Raw genomic sequence first — 17,361 nt, 5'->3', positions numbered from 1 at the left:
GGGCTTGCCGGCGGGGGGGTGGTCTGCGGAGGGGTCTGGGCGGTGGCGAGGCCGGCGGCCGTCAGGGCCAGGGCGGCGGCGAGGCGCGGGAGGACGTGCATGGCGGGACCTCTCACTGGTAGCAGGCGATCTGGACGGTGGCGGCACCGGCGCGGTCCACCGGGGCCTGGGTATCGGCGTACTCCGCCTTGCTGTAGGCCACGCGATGGCGTTCCAGGAACTGCGCCGCGATTTCAGCGTAGAGACCCTGGTAGGTGTTGGCGGGCAGCAGGCTGCGGTTCTGCAGGTAGTCGTAGGAGTAGCCACCGGCATAGACGCCGATCAGCCGCCCGTCGGGCCCGAGGATGGGCGCACCCAGCGAGGCCGGCCGGGTCGCGGTGGAGAACTGGAACACGCCAAAGGCGGTCGCCGCTCCCTCGTGACCGACCACGTTGCCGAAGGACAGGCCGCGCGTGACCGCGCCCTCCTTGTTGCGGGTGTAGGACACGGCGGTCGTGGCCGCGCCCAGCGCCGGGCGGGTCACGGACAGCGACAGCGGCGTGGCGAAGGGCGCCCCCGTGTCGACCACGGCGAGGTTCAGCAGGGCACTCTGCGCCACGAGCGTGCCGGCGCGTCGCGTCTCGCCGCTGACCACGTCGATGCGCAGGCAGTCCTGCACCCCGGAGGCCGCGGTCAGCAGCTGTCCGGCCGGGTTGATGTAGAAACCCGGCGCCAGGCGCCAGGGCGATTCCTCGTTGAGCAGCAGGCGCGCCGGGAACTGCGCCAGCGCGATGGTGGGACGCGGCGTCGCCGGACTGGCGAGCGGCGAGTTCACGATCTCCACCATGATCTGCTGCGTGGCCTTGATCGCCAGGTTCTTGATCAGCACGTCGGGGGCGTTGGCGGTCAGCGGCAGCGTCTCGCGCTTGCTGCCCGCCATCAGCTGCTTGCCCTGCGCGTCGTAGAGGCGGTAGGCCAGCTCGATGCCGAACTTGCCCGGCTCGCCCGACCACTTGGGGTCGAGGTCCAGCACCAGGCCCACCGGATCCGCCGTGGGCTGGTCGCGGTGCACGACGGTGGCGAAGAAATGCCGCGCCACGGCGTCGACGCCTTCGCGCATGAAGCGTCCACGCTGCACGATCTGGCCGCGGAAGACCTCGTTGTACTGGAGCGCACCGGCCGGCAGGTAGACGCCGATGCCGGCGCGCACGGGTAGCGTGACACCGGGCTTCACGACCAGGTTGGTCGGCAGCTGGCCGGGATTGATCGGCGTTCCGGCGCAGCCTCCGAGCGCCAGCAGCAGCACGGCCGCGAGTAGCTTCGGCGTTCCCATGCGGAGTCCCCCCAGGATTCCTGTCGGTGTTCGCGCCGCGCGGGGCGCGGCTTCCGGGGTCAGCCTAGCCGCGCGCAGGCGCGGGCAGCAAGGGTGTTCGCCCTCAGCGCACCGGCTTGCAGGCGCGCGTGATGGCGCCGACCACCCGCGCCATCTGCAGCACCGCGGCGGGCGCCACCGACTTGCCGGTGTTGAGGATGGCCACGGACAGGTCGCGGCGCGGGTCGGCCCAGCACAGCACGGTCATAAAGCCGATGTGGCCAAAGGCCTCGCGGCAGTTGGGGCCCCAGAGGCCGACGGGGTTCTCGCCGAGCATGAAGGCCGGCGAGAAACGGATCGGCAGGTTGAGCATGCCGTCGAACTGGATGCGGCCCACGGGGCGCACGGCCTCGCGCACGGTGTCCTCGCGCAGCACGCGGCGGCCTTCCAGCGTGCCGCCCTCGAGCAGCATCTGGAAGATGCGGCAGGCATCGTCGGCGGAGGCATAGAGGTTGCCGGCCGGCACCACCGACGACAGGTAGCCATCGTCGTTGGAGGCGGTGACCGCGCGCTCGAAGTCCACGCCCAGCACGCGCGTGGCGATGGCGGTGATCGGCCACACCGGCTTGGGGCCGGTGCGATAGTGCAGCGGCGCCTCGTGGCGGCGCTCCGGCGGCAGGCCGAAGCTCAGGCGCTGGAGCCCGAGGGGCTCGGCCAGCCACTGCTGCAGGGCCTCGCGCAGCTCGATCTTGCCGACGCGGCGCACCAGCTCGCCGACGATGAAGCCGCCGGTGAGCGCGTGGTAGGCCTGCTTCTCGAAGCGCGGATCGAAGGGCGGCGCCAGGCACAGCAGCGAGACCATGGCGTCCCAGTGCCGGAGCAGGCTGGGGTCCGGATGCTTGATCGGCAGCGTGGGGATGCCGGCGCGGTGCGCGAGCAGCTGGCGGATGGTGACACGGCCCTTGCCGTGGGCCGCGAACTCCGGGATGTAGTCGGCAACGCGGTCGTCGAGGCGCAGCGCGCCGTCCTCGGCCAGCTTGTGCACCAGCAGGGCGGAGATCGCCTTCGATGCCGAGAACAGGCAGATCGGCGCATCCGGCGACAGCGCCACGCGGTCCTCGCGCTCGCCGGGGCCGTTGCCGCGCAGGCAGCCGATGGCGCGCTTCATCACGACCTGGCCGCGGCGGCGCACCACGATCGTCAGCGCCGGCTGCAGGCCGGTGCGGTAGAGGTTTTCCACCGCGCCCCAGATGCGGTCGATGCCGGCGCGGCTCATGCCGGCGTCGGCCGGGTCCGCCTCGGCGGCGTGGTCGATGGTGGTGACTTCGGAGAGGTCGCGCGGGACCCAGACCTTGCGGTAGCCGAGCAGCTCCATCAGACCTGGCCCGCCGGGATGGCGACGCTCAGGCCGTCGAGCGCCTCGGTGACCTTGATCTGGCAGGACAGGCGGCTGCGCGGGCCGGGCTCCACAGCGCCCTCGAGCATGGCGGTCTCCATGTCATCGGCCGGCGGCAGGCGGCCGTACCAGTCGGCGTCGACATGCACATGGCAGGTGGCGCAGGAGCAGCAGCCGCCGCACTCGCCGACGATGCCGCGCACCATCGCCCCGGTGGCGACTTCCATCACCGTCTGGCCCGGGCTGGCCTCGACCGTTTGCACCGTGCCGGTGTGCTGGCGGAAGTGAATGCGGGCCATGAGCGTCAGGCCGCGGCCGGGCCGGGCACCAGCGACTTGAGCGGCACCGACTCGTCGGCGAGCAGCTTGGGGTCGATCACGGCGCGGTCGGCGACGAGCTTCTTGGCGAACATGAAATCCTGCGGCCGGCTCACGGCGTCGGCGGCGAGCAGGCGGCCGTCGCCCAGGTAGAAGACGGCGAAGTTGCGCTGCGTGGCGGGATCCCCGCGCACCACGACCTGGTCGTGGCCGGTGGAGACGCCCACCATCTGCAGCTTGAGGTCGTACTGGTCGGACCAGAACCACGGCACCATGCGGTAGGGCGTGTCGCGGCCGAGCAGGCTGTGCGCGGCGGCACGGCCCTGCTCCATCGCGTTCTGCACCGATTCGAGGCGCACGCGGCGGCCCAGGAACTCGCTGGGGTGGTTGGTGCAGTCGCCGGCGGCGACGATGTCCGGGTCGGAGGTGCGGCAGTACTCGTCGACGACGATGCCGTTGTCCACCGCCAGGCCCGCCGCCTGCGCCAGCTCCACACCGGCCACGAGGCCAATGCCGACGATGGCGAAGTCGCAGGGCACGCGCGTGCCGTCGGCCAGCACCGCGGCCGTGGCCTCGGGCTCGCCCTCGAAGCCCTGCAGCTGCACGCTGGTGCGCAGGTCCACGCCGGCCTCGCGGTGCATGCGCTCGAAGAACTCGGACACCAGCGGCACGGTCACGCGAGCCAGCACGCGCGGCAGGCCTTCCAGCAGGGTGACCTGCAGCCCCTGCTTGACCAGCACCGCCGCCACTTCCAGGCCGATGAAGCCGCCGCCGACGATCACCGCGCGCTGGCCAGGCTGGCAGCGGGCGCGGATGCCGTTGACGTCGGCGATGGAGCGCAGCGGGAAGACGTTGGGGCGATCCGCGCCGGGCGAGGACAGCAGGCGCGCCTGGCCGCCGGTGGTCAGGGCCAGCTTGTCGTAGGCCTGGGTGCTGCCATCGGAGAGCGTGAGGCGCTTGGCCGCGCGGTCGATGGCCGTGACGCGCACACCCGTGCGCACCTCGATGTTCGCCTTCTCCAGGGCCGCCGCCTGCATCACGTAGAGCGAGCTCTCGGTGGCGGTGCCGGCCAGGAAGGCCTTGGACAGCGGCGGGCGGCGGTACGGCAGGTGCGGTTCCTCGCCGATCACCAGCACGCGGCCGGTGAAGCCCTGCTTGCGCAGCTCCGAGGCGCATTCGCCGCCGGCCTGGCCGGCGCCGACGATCACGTAGGTGGGGGTGGGTGCGTCTTGGCTCATCACAGGCTCACTTGGCGGTTCGTCATGGGGGTGCGGCGCGGGCGGGCGCTCGGGTCCGCGGCTTATTGTAGGAGCGGACCGTGTCCGCGATGGACGCCGGGGCCGCCCCGGATCGCGGACACGGTCCGCTCCTGCAGGAGGCCGCTCCGCGACCTACTGCGCGTAGGCCTTCAGCGGCGGCTCTTCGGTCGTCAGGTGCGGGTCCGGGAAGCCGGCCTCGGCGTCGGCCTGCAGGATGGTCAGCAGGGTCTGCGCGCCCGCCGAGGCCAGGGCCGGGTCGGCAATGATCGGCAGCGGGTTGAGGCACAGGGCCATGCCGCCGGCGCGCGTGAAGTCGGCCGGGCCCGCGTGGGTGATCGCGTCGATGGTCAGCTCGAACGCGAGGCGGTCCACGGTGCCGATCGTGACGTGGTCGACCAGGGTCGTGGGGCAGAGGTCCTGGGTGAGAAAGTTCGCGACACGCGGATTGGCCTGGCCGAACTCGAAGGCGGCGGTGGGCACCGGCAGGACCGGCTGCACCAGCTCGTCGGTCAGGGTGTAGATCGCGGTGTAGTCGACCGCGCCCGGGGTCTCGTCGTCGCGGTTCAGGGCCAGGATGAACTGGCTGGTCGGCCCGAACTGCCGGAACGCCGCCGGCAGCAGGGGCGCCGAGGCATTGCCCTCGGGCAGGGGCAGGCCCAGCGGCGCCAGCAGGGCCGTGGGATCGGCCACCACGGTGCCGTGCACGGGCCCGGCCTGGGCGACGAAGTCACTGACCGCAGCGCGCACCGAGGGCCACCAGCGCAGGGCCCAGCGCGGCACGGAGACGCCCTGGCTGTGGCCGACGATCGCGAGCTTGCGGCCGGTCTGCGCGTGGATGCGGCGCACGGCGTGCACCACGTACTCGGCGGAGATCTGCTGGTCGCCGAGGCCGCGGTCCGGGTAGGTGATGGCGCAGACGTCGAAGCCGCGCGCCGAGAGCAGCGGCAGGTAGTTCCACTCGTACTGCTCGCGGCCGGCGGTGAAGGTGCCGTGCACCAGCAGCACCACCGGGTGTTCCGGGTGCGCGAACTCCGTGCAGTGCAGTGCCGCCTCGAGCGTCTCGACCGGGGTTTCCAGCGCCGGCTCGGCGCCGCCGCCCGCACCGCCATCGGTGCTGTCATTGCCGCTGGGGCCGCAGGCCGCCAGCAGGAGCAGGCCAGCCAGGGCCACGTTACGGTGCAGGTCGGTCATCGGAAATCCCCCAGGAGACACAGCCTGCAGCCTGCCATGGACGGCGGGGACCGTGCTCGTCCGTCTGCGGGGGGTGGCGCCGGGACTACTCGCCGCGGTAGCGGGCCCAGTTCTTCTCGGTCTCGTGCAGGCAGACCTCGTGCAGCAGGGCGCCGAAGCGGGGCTGCAGCGCGCGCCAGAAGCACACGGTGAGGTTCTCCACCGTGGGGTTGATGCCGGCGCACAGCGGCGAGTCGTGGTTGAGGTGACGGTGATCGACGTGGTCGAGGATCAGCTCGCGGATCGCGTCGCGGACGGTGGTGACGTTCACCAGCACGCCCGTCTTGGGATCGATGCCGCCACGCAGGGTCACTTCCAGCACGTAGTTGTGGCCGTGGCCGAACTCGCGCGCGCACTTGCCGTAGAGGGCGTGGTTCTCGGCGGCGCTGAGCTCGGCCGACCACAGGCGATGCGCGGCGGCGAAGGTCTCGCGGCGCGTGAGGTAGATCGTCGGGACGGTGCCCGGGGTAGAAGATTCAGTCGTCATTGCAGTGGATCTCGACGATGGTGCCGCTGATGGGGCCGGAGCGGCGACGGTCGAGCAGGAATTCGATGGTGGGGGCGATGGCATCGGGCGTGGTGCGCGGCACCAGGCCCAGGGCCTCGACCATGGGGGTGCGCAGGGTGCCTGGTGCCACGGCGTTGACGCGGATGCCGTGGGCCTTGCCGTCCAGCGCCAGCGCCTCGGTCATGCCGACGATGGCGTGCTTGGAGGTGGCGTAGGCGCCGAAACCGGGGAAGCGCTGCAGGCCGCGGATGCCGCCGAGCGAGGCGACGTTGACGATGTCGCCGGCCACCCCGCCCTCGCGCCAGAGACGCATGGCGGCGCTGCAGGCGTGGAAGCTGCCGTTGACGTTGATCGCCATCACCTCGGCGAAGCGCGCGGCGGTGAGTTCGCCGTAGGGATCGCCGCGGCCAAGGATGGCGGCGGCGCAGACCAGGCCGTCCGGCCGGTAGTCGCGCACCGCGCGTTCCACCGCCGCGGCGTCGGCCACGTCGAGGGCATACACCTGGGCCGCAGCACCCAGCTCGGCCGCCAGGTCATGGAGCAGCTTCTCGCGCCGCCCGGCCAGGGCCACGCGCCAGCCACCGGCCACCAGGTGGCGCGCAGTGGCTGCGCCCAGGCCGGTACCGCCACCGGTGATGAAGATCGCGCGGGGATAGGTGTTCATGCCGACATTGTCGCACGCTGGCCCTGCGGCGCAGCCTGAACCGGCACGCGGTCCTGTTCAGCGTGGCAAGGCGCGGCGGCGGCCTGATCGCGGACAAGGTCCGCTCCTGCAGAGGCAGCCGGTTCGTTGCCGCCGGGACCGGGGCGCAGCTCAGCCGCCCGGCCGCAGCGCGCCGGCGATCTCCTCGAGGCTGCGCGGATCGTCGATGGTAGCGGGCACGGTGTAGGGGCGGCCGTCGGCGATGGCGCGCATGGTGGCGCGCAGCACCTTGCCCGAGCGGGTCTTGGGCAGGCGTGCCACGACCACCGCCTGCTTGAACGCCGCCACCGCGCCGATCTGCGCGCGCACGCGCTCGACTAGCTCCTGCAGGATCGCGGCCTGCGGCCGCTGCACGCCCGCCTTGAGCACGACCAGGCCCACCGGAATCTGGCCCTTGAGGGCGTCGGCCACGCCGATCACGGCGCACTCGGCGACGTCCGGATGGCCGGCCAGCACCTCCTCCATCGCCCCCGTGGACAGGCGATGGCCAGCCACGTTGATGATGTCGTCGATGCGGGACATCACCCACCAGTAGCCGTCGGCATCGACATAGCCGGCATCGCCGGCCAGGTAGTAGCCGGGGTAGCGCGCCAGGTAGTGCTCGACGTAGCCCTGCTCGTTGTTCCACATGGTGGGCAGGGTGCCCGGCGGCAGGGGCAGCTTGATCACCAGGTTGCCGATGGTCTCGGCCGGCACTTCGGCGCCGGCCTCGTCGAGCACGCGCAGGTCGAAGCCCGGCACCGGCACGCTGGCCGAGCCCGGCTTGACCGGCATCGGCGTCAGGCCCTGGCAGTTGGCGATGGCCGGCCAGCCCAGCTCGGTCTGCCACCAGTGGTCGACCACCGGCACCTGCAGCATCTGCTGCGCCCACTGGATCGTGTCCGGATCGCTGCGCTCGCCGGCCAGGAACAGGGTCTTGAGACAGGAGAGGTCGTAGCGCTTCAGCAGCTCGCCGCGCGGGTCTTCCTTCTTGATCGCGCGGAAGGCCGTGGGCGCGGTGAAGAAGGCCTTCACGCGGTGCTCGGCGATCACGCGCCAGAAAGCACCGGCGTCGGGCGTGCCGACCGGCTTGCCCTCGTAGAGGATCGTGGTGCAGCCGGCCAGCAGCGGGCCGTAGACGATGTAGGAATGGCCGACCACCCAACCCACGTCGGAGGCCGCCCAGAACACGTCGCCGGCCTGCACGTCGTAGACCGCCTTCATCGAGTAGGCCAGGGCCACGGCATGGCCGCCGTGGTCGCGCACCACGCCCTTGGGCTTGCCGGTGGTGCCGGAGGTGTAGAGCACGTACAGCGGATCGGTGGCGGCGGTGCGCGCACAGGGCACCGGGTCGGCGCCGGCGGTCGCGGCCTCCCAATCCAGATCGCGGCCCGGCTGCAGGGTGGCGCGCGCCTGCGGCCGCTGCAGGATGATGCAGCGCGTGGGCTTGTGCGCCGACAGGGCGATGGCCTGGTCGAGCAGGGGCTTGTACTCGATGACGCGGCCCGGCTCGATGCCACAGGAAGCGGACACCACCAGCACCGGCTGGGCGTCGTCGATGCGCTTGGCCAGCTCCGGTGCGGCGAAGCCGCCGAACACCACCGAGTGCACGGCGCCGATGCGGGCGCAGGCGAGCATGGCGATGGCCGCCTCCGGCACCATCGGCATGTAGATGATCACGCGATCACCGTGCTTCACGCCCTGCGACACCAGCGCGCCAGCAAACAGGGCCACGGCATCGCGCAGCTCACGGTAGCTGTAGCGGCGCTGGCTCTGCGTCAGCGGGCTGTCGTGGATCAGGGCGGCCTGCTCGCCGCGCCCGGCCTCGACATGGCGGTCAAGCGCGTTGTAGCAGGTATTGAGCACCCCACCGGCAAACCAGCGGTAGAACGGCGCGGCGCTGGCGTCGAGCACCTGCGTGGCCGGCGCGTCCCAGTGCAGGCGGCGCGCCTGCTCGGCCCAGAAGGCGGCCGGGTCGGCCTGTGCGCGTCGGACTTCGTCCTGGTAAAGGCTCATCGTTTCTCTCCTCGCGCGATGGGGGCCCGCCGCGCGAGCCCGCCGCCGCCTGGCTCAGGCCGGCGCGAGATGCTCGCGCATGAAGGCCATCATGTCGGTACGCGCCGCGCGCACCTCGGGGTACAGCGATCCGAACAGCGGGAAGGCGTGTGGCAGCACCGGCCAGATCTCGCAGCGCACGTTCACGCCATGTGCCTTGGCACGGCGCGCGAACAGCACGCTGTCGTCCAGCAGCACCTCGTTGTCACTGGCCAGCACGAACAGCGGCGGGAAGCCGCGGCAGTCGGCATAGAGCGGCGAGAGCTCGGGATCGGAGGCGTCATGGTCAGCCGCATACATCTCGTCGACGCGCTGCAGGGCGGCGATCGGCAGGATCGGGTCCTGCTTCATGCGCCAGGGGCGCGAGGCCGGGGCGTGGATGCGGCCCAGCTCGGTGGCCGGCGAGACCGGCAGCGCGCAGGCCGGCATCGGCCAGCCCTGCCTGCGGATGCGCTGCAGCACGCCGAGGGTGAGGTTGCCGCCCGCGGAGTCCCCGCCGATGACGATGCGCGAGGCCGGAAAGCCCAGGTCGAGCAGCAGGCGGTAGGCCCGCTCGCAGTCGTCCAGCGCCGCCGGGAAACGGTTGCGCGGCGCGAGGCGGTAGTCCGGCAGGAACACATGCGCGCCCATCTTGGCGGCGAAGTGGCAGGCCATCTCCAGGTGCGCCATCGGCGAGGCCGGCAGGATGAAGGCGCCGCCATGCAGCCACAGGATCACCGGCTTGCTCGTGTCGCGCAGGTCGCCGACGACATGTCCGGGGATGGCGCCCACCACCGTGTACTCCAGCGACTGGCCGTAGGTCTTCGGGCAGCGCATGTGCGTCATCTGCAGCTGGATGCGCGCGATCTTCTCGTCGGAGCTGCGGATCAGGCGCGCCAGCCAGGGGCGCAGGAACACCTTCAGCAGCCAGGTGATGAAGCGGCTGCGGGTGCTGATGGCCACGGCCTTGTACTGCACCAGGCCCTCGGCGGGCGCGAGCAGGAGGGGCGCGGAGGACGACGGGGTTTCGGGAGCGTTCATGGCGTCGAGCTTACATCCGGAACACGCCATACCGCGGATCGCCGATCGGCGTGTTGAGCGCCGCGGAGATCGAGATGCCGAGAGCGTTGCGCGTATCGACCGGGTCGAGCATGCCGTCGTCCCAGATCTCGGAGGTGGTGTACCAGGCGCTCTGCTTGCGCTTGAACTCGCCCAGCACCGGGTCGCGGATCGCGTCGATCTCGGCCTGGCTGAGCTTCTTGCCCTGCTTGGCGAGCTGGCGGATCTTCACGTCGGCCAGGGTATTGGCAGCCTGCTCGGCGCCCATCACCGAGGTCTGCGACTGCGGCCAGCTGAACAGGAAGCGGCTGTCGAAGGCGCGGCCGCTCATGCCGTAGTTGCCGGCGCCGAAGGAGCCATGGCACATGACGGTGAACTTCGGCACCTCGCAGTTGGACACCGCCATGATCATCTTGGCGCCGTCCTTGGTGATGCCGCGGCGCTCGTACTCGCGACCGACCATGAAGCCGGTGATGTTCTGCAGGAACAGGATCGGCACGCGACCCTGGTTGCAGAGCTCGATGAAGTGCGCGCCCTTGAGCGAGCTGTCGTTGAACAGGACGCCGTTGTTGGCGAGGATGCCGATCTTGTAGCCCCACAGGTGGGCGTAGCCGCAGATCAGGGTCTTGCCGTAGTTGGGCTGGTACTCGTGGAAGCGCGAGCCGTCGACCAGGCGGGCGATCACCTCGCGCATGTCGAACTGCGCCTTGATGTCGCGCGGCAGGATGCCGTACAGCTCGCTGCCGTCGTAGTAAGGCGCCTCCGGCTCCTGCCATTCGATCAGCGACTTCTGCGGGCGCTTGAACTGCGCCACGATGTCGCGGGCGATGGCGATGGCCTCTTCCTCGGAGCCGGCCGGGTAATCGGCGGTGCCCGAGACGCTGGTGTGCATGTCGCAGCCGCCCAGCTCGTCGACGGTCACGTCCTCGCCGGTCGCCGCCTTCACCAGCGGCGGACCCGCCAGGAAGATCGCGCCGGTGCCGCGCACGATCACGTTGTAGTCGGACAGGCCGGGCACATAGGCGCCGCCGGCGGTGCAGTGGCCCAGCACCACGGACACCTGCTGCACGCCCATCTTCGAGAGCATGCACTGGTTGCGGAAGATGCGGCCGGCCATGTACTTGTCGGCGAACAGGTCTGCCTGCAGCGGCAGGAAGCCGCCGGCCGAGTCGCAGAGATGGACCACCGGCAGCCGGTTCTCGATGGCGATGTCGAGCGCCCGCACGGTCTTCTTCACCGTGAGCGGATACCAGGCCCCGCCCTTCACGCTCGCATCGCCTGCGTTGATGACCACCTCGCGCCCGGAGACGATGCCGATGCCGGTGACGCAGGCCGCGCCCGGCACCTCGCCGTCGTAGGCCTCGTTGGCGGCCAGGGACGACAGCTCCAGGAACGGGGTGCCAGGGTCGAGCAGCAGCTGCAGGCGCTCGCGCACCAGCAGCTTCTTCTGGTCACGCAGGCGATCGATGTCGCGCTGCGGGCGCTGGTGGCGGATCTTGTCCTGCTTCTCCTTGAACTCCTGGGCCAGGCGGCGGTTGTGCGCGAGGTTGGCCTGGAAATCCGCCGAGGCGGTGTTGAGCTTCGATTCAATACGCTTCACGACTTCTTCTCCAGCGGTTCCAGGCTCAGCAGCAGCGCATCGCGGTCGAAGGTCTGGCCCTTGTCGTAGGTGACGCTGGCGATGACGCCATCGCGCGGTGCGGCGATGGTGGTTTCCATCTTCATGCTCTCCATCACCAGCAGGGTCTGGCCCTTGGTGACAGCGTCGCCAGCCTTGACCCCGACGCTGACGATGCTGCCGGGCATGGGCGCGCGGATGTGGTCCTCGGCGCTGCCGCCCGATGCGGCGGCCAGGCGATCCAGCGGATGCTGGTAGCGCAGCTGGTAGGCCTCGCCGTCGAGGTGCACGAAGACGTCATCGCCGCGCGTGGCGATGACCACCTCGACGTGGCGCTCGCCCAGGGTCAGCCAGGCGCGGCCGTCGGCGCCGGTCTTCAGGTCCACGGCCAGGACCTGGTCGCCCAGGTGCAGGCGGTAGGCGGTCGCGGAGCGCGAGAGTTCGACGTTATGGACGTCGTCACCGAGTTTGAAGGCGTGATGCATGAACTAACTCCGGTTCCCCTCGTCCGCTTGCGGGAGAGAGGCCAGGGGAGAGGGCGGCTCGCCAACGGCGAGGCGGATGCTTTCCAGTACCGCTTCCGTGTTGCTCAGAACCTCGTCGTTCCAGAAGCGCAGGATTCGATAGCCCTGCGCGCGGAGGAACGTGTCGCGTTCGGCATCCCGGGCACTTCCGTTGTGCTGGCCGCCGTCGGCCTCGACGATCAGGTGGTGCGCCAGGCAGACGAAATCAGCGATGTAGGGCCCCACCGGATGCTGGCGCTTGAACTTCAGACCGAGAAAGCGGCTGGCGCGAAGGTGATACCAAAGGCGCAGTTCGGCATCGGTTGGGTTCGAGCGCAGCGCCTTGGCTCTGCCGAGAGCGACGCGCTTCGTCTTCCGCGCCTGCGGCGCGGCCCTCTCCCCTGCCCCTCTCCCGCCAGCGGGAGAGGGAACAAGGTCACTCCCCTCGCCCGCTTGCGGGAGAGGGGTTGGGGGAGAGGGCGCCCGCGACGCGGGCGTGTCTGCCGAAACCGCCACGATCAGTTTCTCCAGCCGCCCATGGCCGCATGCATGTCCGGCACCGCGTCGGCGACGTCGCGCATCGGCCGCGTGCTCAGGCTCGCGGCCCCGAGCAGGGCCTGCAGGGTCTCCGCCGGCAGGGCCGGCTCGGCCGCGATCTGCGGATTGGCGTCGAGGAAGCCGGTATGCACGTCGCCGGCCACGAACGCCGGGTGGGCGATCAGGCGGCGCAGGAAGGCGGTGTTGGTCTTGCAGCCCAGCAGCACGGTGTCACGCAGCGCGCGGTCGGCCTTGGCGATGGCGTCGTTCCGGTCCGTACCACGGATGATCAGCTTGGCGATCATTGGGTCGAAGGCCGAGGTCACCTCGCCACCCTGCAGCACGCCGCTGTCCCAGCGCACGCCCTCGCCCTGCGGCGGGTGCAGCACCAGGATCGGGCCCGTGGTCGGGGTGTAGCCGCGCGCGGCGTCCTCGGCGTAGATGCGGAACTCGATCGAGTGGCCGGAGGACTGCACATCGGCCTGCGCATAGCCCAGCTTCTCGCCAGCGGCGACGCGCAGCTGCTGCAGCACCAGATCGATGCCCGTGATCTCCTCGGTGACCGGGTGCTCCACCTGCAGGCGCGTGTTCATCTCCAGGAAATAGAACTCGCCGCCCTGGCCGAAGATGAACTCGACGGTGCCGGCGTTGCGGTAGTTGAGCGCGCGGGCGATGCCGGCGGCGGTCTCGCAGATCTTCTCGCGCAGCGCGGCATCCAGCGCCGGCGACGGGGTTTCCTCGACGATCTTCTGGAAGCGGCGCTGCACCGAGCATTCGCGCTCGAACACGTGCACCACGCTGCCCTGGCCGTCGCCCAGCACCTGCACCTCGATATGGCGCGGGTTCTCGATGTAGCGCTCGCAGTACAGGCGGCCATCACCGAAGTAGCGCTGGCCTTCCGAGCGGCCGCGCTCGATCTCCTGCTCCAGCAGCGACAGGTCGCGGACGATGCGCATGCCCTTGCCGCCGCCACCGGCGCTGGGCTTGATCAGCAGCGGCGCACCGACCTTGCGCGAGCGCTCGACGAAGGTTTTCGGATCGTCGTCCTCGATCGCCGAGGGCGCGACCGGGAACCCGGCCTTCTCGACGTAGTTGCGGGCGCGCACCTTGTCGCCCATCAGGTCGATCTGCTCCGGCGTGGGGCCGATGAAGCGGATGCCGGCCGCCTCCACCGCCTGGCAGAAGCCCTTGTTCTCGGACAGGAAGCCGTAGCCGGGGTGGATGGCGCCGGCGCCGCAGGCCTTGGCCGCGGCGATGATCTGGGCGCCATCGAGGTAGCTGGCCACCGGCGTGCTGCCGGTGATCTCGATGGCCCGGTCAGCCATCTTCACCGCGGCGGTGCCGCGGTCGGCGGCGTGATAGACGACGGCGCCCCGGAGGCCGAGCTTCTGCACGGTGCGCAGGACACGCACCGCGATCTCGCCGCGGTTGGCGACCAGCACCGTGTGAAAGGGCCAGGCGCGAACATCGGGCACGGCATGGGTGGGTTTCATGGCAGGTCCTTCCGGGACTTGGGCGCGGTCGGCGCCGGGGATGAAGAGGACGGGAGGGTCGGCAGCGCCTGCTCCAGGCGGCTGGCGATGCGGGTGAGTTTCTGCATTTCCTGCTGCAGGTCGGTGCCGGCCGGGCGGACGACGCCCTCGCACAGCACCGCCACCAGCTGGTCGGCGATACGGTCGATGTCGAGGCGCCGGCGCTCGCGCGCCGTGCCTTCGCTGGCGCGGCCGATATAGGCCCAGCAGTGATGCTGGATGCCGCCGTAGACCAGGTCGCGGAGCAGCGCTGCGGGGATGTCGGCGCGGAACTCACCGGCGCGCTGGCCCGCCTCGACCACCTCCACCAGCAGCTGGGTGTAGCGGCGGTTGAGGTCATGCAGCACGGTGCCGCGGTAGTCGCGCTCGGACTGCACCTCGCGGAACATCAGGCCGCACAGGCGCGGGTAGTCGCGCACCGAGCGCAGGTGGCGCCACACCAGCAGGCGCAGGCGCGCCCGGTGCTGGGTCAGCCCGGCGAGATCGCGGGCATAGTCGCCGAACATTTCCTCGTACCAGTGCTCCAGCACGCGCAGCAGCAGCTCGCGCTTGGTGGCGAAGTACTTGTAGATGGTGCCCTCGACCACGCCGATGCGCGCGGCGATCTCCGAGACCGCCAGGCTCTCGTAGCCCTTCTCGCAGAACAGATCGCGTGCCGCGACCAGGATCTCGTCCACACGCTGCTCGCGCGCAAGGCGCGGGGCATGGATGCGGACGGGCTTGCGGCTCATGGCGCTCAGGCCTTCACCCAGCCACGCGTGACCCAGTCCTCGGGCACCGTCACCGGGAAGTCCATCAGGATCTGGGCCAGCATCTTGCCCTGCGGGTCGTAGCGCAGGCTGGCCATGCCGCCGCCGCCCAGCGCCTCATGCAGCAGGAAGTTGAAGCCGCCCAGGCCCGGCAGCTCGTAGCGCTCGACCGCCCCCTGCGCGAAGTGCGCGAAGTAGGCCTTCACCGCCGCGGCGGTGAGCTGCGCCCGCAGCACCGGCAGGAACTCGGGACGGCGCGCGAGCACGCCGATGTTGCCGGCATCGCCCTTGTCGCCGCTGCGGCCGTAGGCCAGGGCGATCAGGGGCACGCTGCGGCTCGGGCCGCCCGGCAGGACCGTCTCGGTTACCGGCGCCGGTGCCGGCGCGCGCCCGTCGCCGTAGCCCACCACCGGTGCGGTCCAGTCGACGCCGTCCACCTGCACCGGCACGCGGTCCTTCGGCACCAGGCAGGAGAACAGGCGCACCAGTGGCGTGGGCGAGGGTCGGCCGCCGGAGAATCCGGTGATGCCCTGGGCCATGGCCGTGGCGGGCGGGATGAACTCGCGGCCGAAGATCTCCAGCGCGTTCTTGTCGGCGTGCTGTACCGCCAGCTTGAGGATCACCTCGCGGGCGTCGCGGCGACGGGCGTTGGCGCCCCAGTTGGCCTCGCTGCCCAGCACCTCGACATCGGTGCGTGTGTAGTCGGCCAGGCCACGGGCGGCAAGCAGGCGCCGCGTGCGCTTGAGGATCGCCGCGGCCACGGCCTCGGCCTTCCGCACCGCGTCGACCCCGCCGATCATCATCGTGCCGGTGGTGCGGAAGCCGTCCTGCCAGGTGGCGGACACCTTGTAATGCGCGGTCGGAGCACGGCCCTTCGCACCCGTCACCTCCACGCGGTTCTCGCCCACCTGGCGCAGCTGCACCTCGCGCCAGTCGCAGGTGACGTCCGGGAGCAGGTAGGCGGCGGGATCACCGATCTCGTAGACGATCTGCTCGGCCACCGTCTCCGGCACGACCCGGCCGCCGGTGTTCGCGGGCTTGGTGGCGATGAAGCTGCCATCCGGGCGGCAGACGGCGATGGGGAAGCCCATGCGGTCCCAGTCGCCCGCCACGGCCTCCCAGTCGGTGCTGATGCCGCCGGTGGCCTGGGCACCACACTCCACGACATGGCCGGCCAGGCTGCCGGCGGACAGCTTGTCGAACTCGTCGGCCTTCCAGCCGAACTCGTGGATCAGCGCGCCCAGCACCACGGCGCTGTCGACGCAGCGACCGGTGAGCACGATGTCGGCGCCGCCGGCCAGGGCCGCGGCCACCGGGAAGGCGCCCAGGTAGGCGTTCATGCTCCACAGCTTCGTGGGCATGGCCGCGCCGCTGAACATCTCGCGCGTGTCCGCAAACTCCGCGGCGCGCTCCAGCAGGTCATCGCCGGTGACGATCGCCACCTTCAGCGCAATGCCCTTCTCCCGCAGCTTCTCCTCGATCGCCAACTGGCAGGCCTGCGGATTGACGCCGCCGGCATTGGTGACGACCTTGATGCCCTGGGCCTTGAGCTTCGGCGCCAGGCCGGCGACCACCGACGGAAAGTCAGTGGCGTAGCCGGCGTTGGGATCCTTGGCGCGGGCCCGCGCCAGCAGGCTCATGGTGATCTCGGCCAGGTAGTCGAGCACCAGGTAGTCGATCTCGCCGGACTCGACCAGCTGCTTCGGCCCCTCGGCGGAATCGCCCCAGAAGCCGGCGCCACAGCCGATGCGGATTTCGCTGCGCATGGCGTTCAGTTCCCGGTGAAATTGGGCGGACGCTTCTCCTGGAAGGCGGCCATGCCCTCCTTGGCGTCCTGGGTGCTGGACATCACCGGCACCATGGCCTGGGCGTACTCGAGGGCCTCGCGCAGGCCCATGTCGCGGGTGGCGTTGAAGGCCTGCTTGCCCAGGCGGATGGCGGTGGGCGACTTGTCGACGGTGCGCGCCAGCAGCCACTGCAGCTTCTCGTCGAGCTGGGCGCGCGGCACCGCGTAGCTCAGCACGCCCCAGTCGAGCGCGTCCTGCGCCGTGAACTGCTCGCCGGTGATGCACATCTCCTGCAGCTTGCGCGGCGGCAGCACGCGCAGCATGTAGGGCAGGATCATCATCGGCGTCATGCCGATCTTCGATTCGGTGGTGCCGATGCGGATGTCGTCGGCGCCGATCGCCATGTCGCAGGCGCAGAGCAGGCCGAAGCCGCCGGCCATGGCGTGGCCGTTGACGCGGGCGATTACCGGCAGCGTGCACTCCTGCAGGCGCTTGAACAGGTCGACGATGTAGTGCTTGGGCCGCGAGTAGTCGACCGCGAAGGCGAAGCCCTTGGCGTTCTTGGCGAGGTCGGCGCCCGCGCAGAACGCCTTGTCGCCGGCCCCGGTGATGACGATGGCCCGCACCTGCCCGCCCTCCACCGCCTCGCGGATGCCGCGGTCGATGGTGCGCACCACCTCCTCGTTGAGCGCGTTGCGGCGTTCCTCGCGGTTGATGACGATCCACTGCACCGGCCCCTGCGGGTCGGGGGCGCCCTCGACGGTACGGCGCTCGATCAGGACGGGTTCGGACATCGCAAGGCTCCTGGCTGCGGGCCGGATGAGTGGCACTCAGGAGGGCTGCGGACGCAGGCCTGCGC

Annotated in this window: 16 protein-coding genes; all 16 read right to left on the bottom strand. The window is 70.7% G+C overall.

What is annotated here, in order from left to right:
- Positions 1–112: 112 nt before the first annotated feature.
- Positions 113–1,312, bottom strand: coding sequence for a serine protease (locus VFV21_RS05600; protein ID WP_329668492.1), 1,200 nt, complete (start codon positions 1,310–1,312; stop codon positions 113–115).
- A gap of 103 nt (positions 1,313–1,415) precedes the next feature.
- Positions 1,416–2,666 carry a serine hydrolase domain-containing protein gene (locus tag VFV21_RS05595; protein WP_329668491.1) on the bottom strand — a complete coding sequence of 417 codons (1,251 nt, stop codon included), beginning with the start codon at positions 2,664–2,666 and terminating at the stop codon, positions 1,416–1,418.
- Entirely contained in the window at positions 2,666–2,986 is a 321-nt protein-coding gene (locus VFV21_RS05590) for a 2Fe-2S iron-sulfur cluster-binding protein (RefSeq protein WP_329668490.1), read from the bottom strand. The genes VFV21_RS05595 and VFV21_RS05590 overlap by 1 nt, the downstream gene beginning before the upstream one ends.
- Positions 2,987–2,991: 5 nt before the next feature.
- Positions 2,992–4,242 carry an NAD(P)/FAD-dependent oxidoreductase gene (locus VFV21_RS05585; protein WP_329668489.1) on the bottom strand — a complete coding sequence of 417 codons (1,251 nt, stop codon included), beginning with the start codon at positions 4,240–4,242 and terminating at the stop codon, positions 2,992–2,994.
- Positions 4,243–4,395: 153 nt separating this feature from the next.
- Positions 4,396–5,454 (bottom strand): esterase/lipase family protein, encoded by a 1,059-nt coding sequence (locus VFV21_RS05580; protein ID WP_329668488.1) that lies wholly within the window; start codon positions 5,452–5,454, stop codon positions 4,396–4,398.
- An 85-nt stretch (positions 5,455–5,539) separates the two neighbouring features.
- Positions 5,540–5,980, bottom strand: a complete 441-nt coding sequence (locus VFV21_RS05575) for a 6-carboxytetrahydropterin synthase (RefSeq protein WP_329668487.1) — start codon at positions 5,978–5,980, stop codon at positions 5,540–5,542.
- Positions 5,970–6,665: an SDR family oxidoreductase gene (locus VFV21_RS05570; RefSeq protein WP_329668486.1), complete on the bottom strand. Its 696-nt coding sequence runs from the start codon at positions 6,663–6,665 to the stop codon at positions 5,970–5,972. Before VFV21_RS05570 ends, VFV21_RS05575 begins: the two co-directional genes overlap by 11 nt.
- Before the next feature lie 150 nt (positions 6,666–6,815).
- Positions 6,816–8,699 (bottom strand): propionyl-CoA synthetase, encoded by a 1,884-nt coding sequence (locus VFV21_RS05565; protein ID WP_329668485.1) that lies wholly within the window; start codon positions 8,697–8,699, stop codon positions 6,816–6,818.
- Positions 8,700–8,753: 54 nt separating this feature from the next.
- On the bottom strand, positions 8,754–9,758 hold the full coding sequence (locus tag VFV21_RS05560; protein WP_329668484.1) for an alpha/beta hydrolase: 1,005 nt from the start codon (positions 9,756–9,758) through the stop codon (positions 8,754–8,756).
- A 10-nt stretch (positions 9,759–9,768) separates the two neighbouring features.
- Positions 9,769–11,376 (bottom strand): acyl-CoA carboxylase subunit beta, encoded by a 1,608-nt coding sequence (locus VFV21_RS05555; RefSeq protein WP_329668483.1) that lies wholly within the window; start codon positions 11,374–11,376, stop codon positions 9,769–9,771.
- Complete coding sequence (locus tag VFV21_RS05550; RefSeq protein WP_329668482.1) at positions 11,373–11,879, bottom strand: acetyl-CoA carboxylase biotin carboxyl carrier protein subunit; 507 nt, start codon at positions 11,877–11,879, stop codon at positions 11,373–11,375. The genes VFV21_RS05555 and VFV21_RS05550 overlap by 4 nt, the downstream gene beginning before the upstream one ends.
- A 3-nt stretch (positions 11,880–11,882) precedes the next feature.
- Entirely contained in the window at positions 11,883–12,236 is a 354-nt protein-coding gene (locus tag VFV21_RS05545; protein ID WP_329668493.1) for an endonuclease domain-containing protein, read from the bottom strand.
- A gap of 179 nt (positions 12,237–12,415) precedes the next feature.
- Positions 12,416–13,927 carry an acetyl-CoA carboxylase biotin carboxylase subunit gene (locus tag VFV21_RS05540; protein WP_329668481.1) on the bottom strand — a complete coding sequence of 504 codons (1,512 nt, stop codon included), beginning with the start codon at positions 13,925–13,927 and terminating at the stop codon, positions 12,416–12,418.
- Entirely contained in the window at positions 13,924–14,697 is a 774-nt protein-coding gene (locus tag VFV21_RS05535; protein ID WP_329668480.1) for a TetR/AcrR family transcriptional regulator, read from the bottom strand. Before VFV21_RS05535 ends, VFV21_RS05540 begins: the two co-directional genes overlap by 4 nt.
- Before the next feature lie 5 nt (positions 14,698–14,702).
- Positions 14,703–16,481 carry an acyclic terpene utilization AtuA family protein gene (locus VFV21_RS05530; RefSeq protein ID WP_329668479.1) on the bottom strand — a complete coding sequence of 593 codons (1,779 nt, stop codon included), beginning with the start codon at positions 16,479–16,481 and terminating at the stop codon, positions 14,703–14,705.
- Positions 16,482–16,486: 5 nt separating this feature from the next.
- A complete protein-coding gene (locus VFV21_RS05525) occupies positions 16,487–17,296 on the bottom strand; it encodes an enoyl-CoA hydratase-related protein (RefSeq protein WP_329668478.1) in 810 nt (269 codons plus the stop codon).
- Between the last annotated feature and the right edge of the window lie 65 nt (positions 17,297–17,361).

It is taken from the genome of Arenimonas sp. (genome assembly GCF_036275555.1).
Taxonomy (GTDB): Bacteria; Pseudomonadota; Gammaproteobacteria; order Xanthomonadales; family Xanthomonadaceae; genus Arenimonas.
The sequence above is the reverse complement of the archived record's forward strand: the minus strand, read 5'-3'. Positions and strand labels throughout refer to the sequence as shown.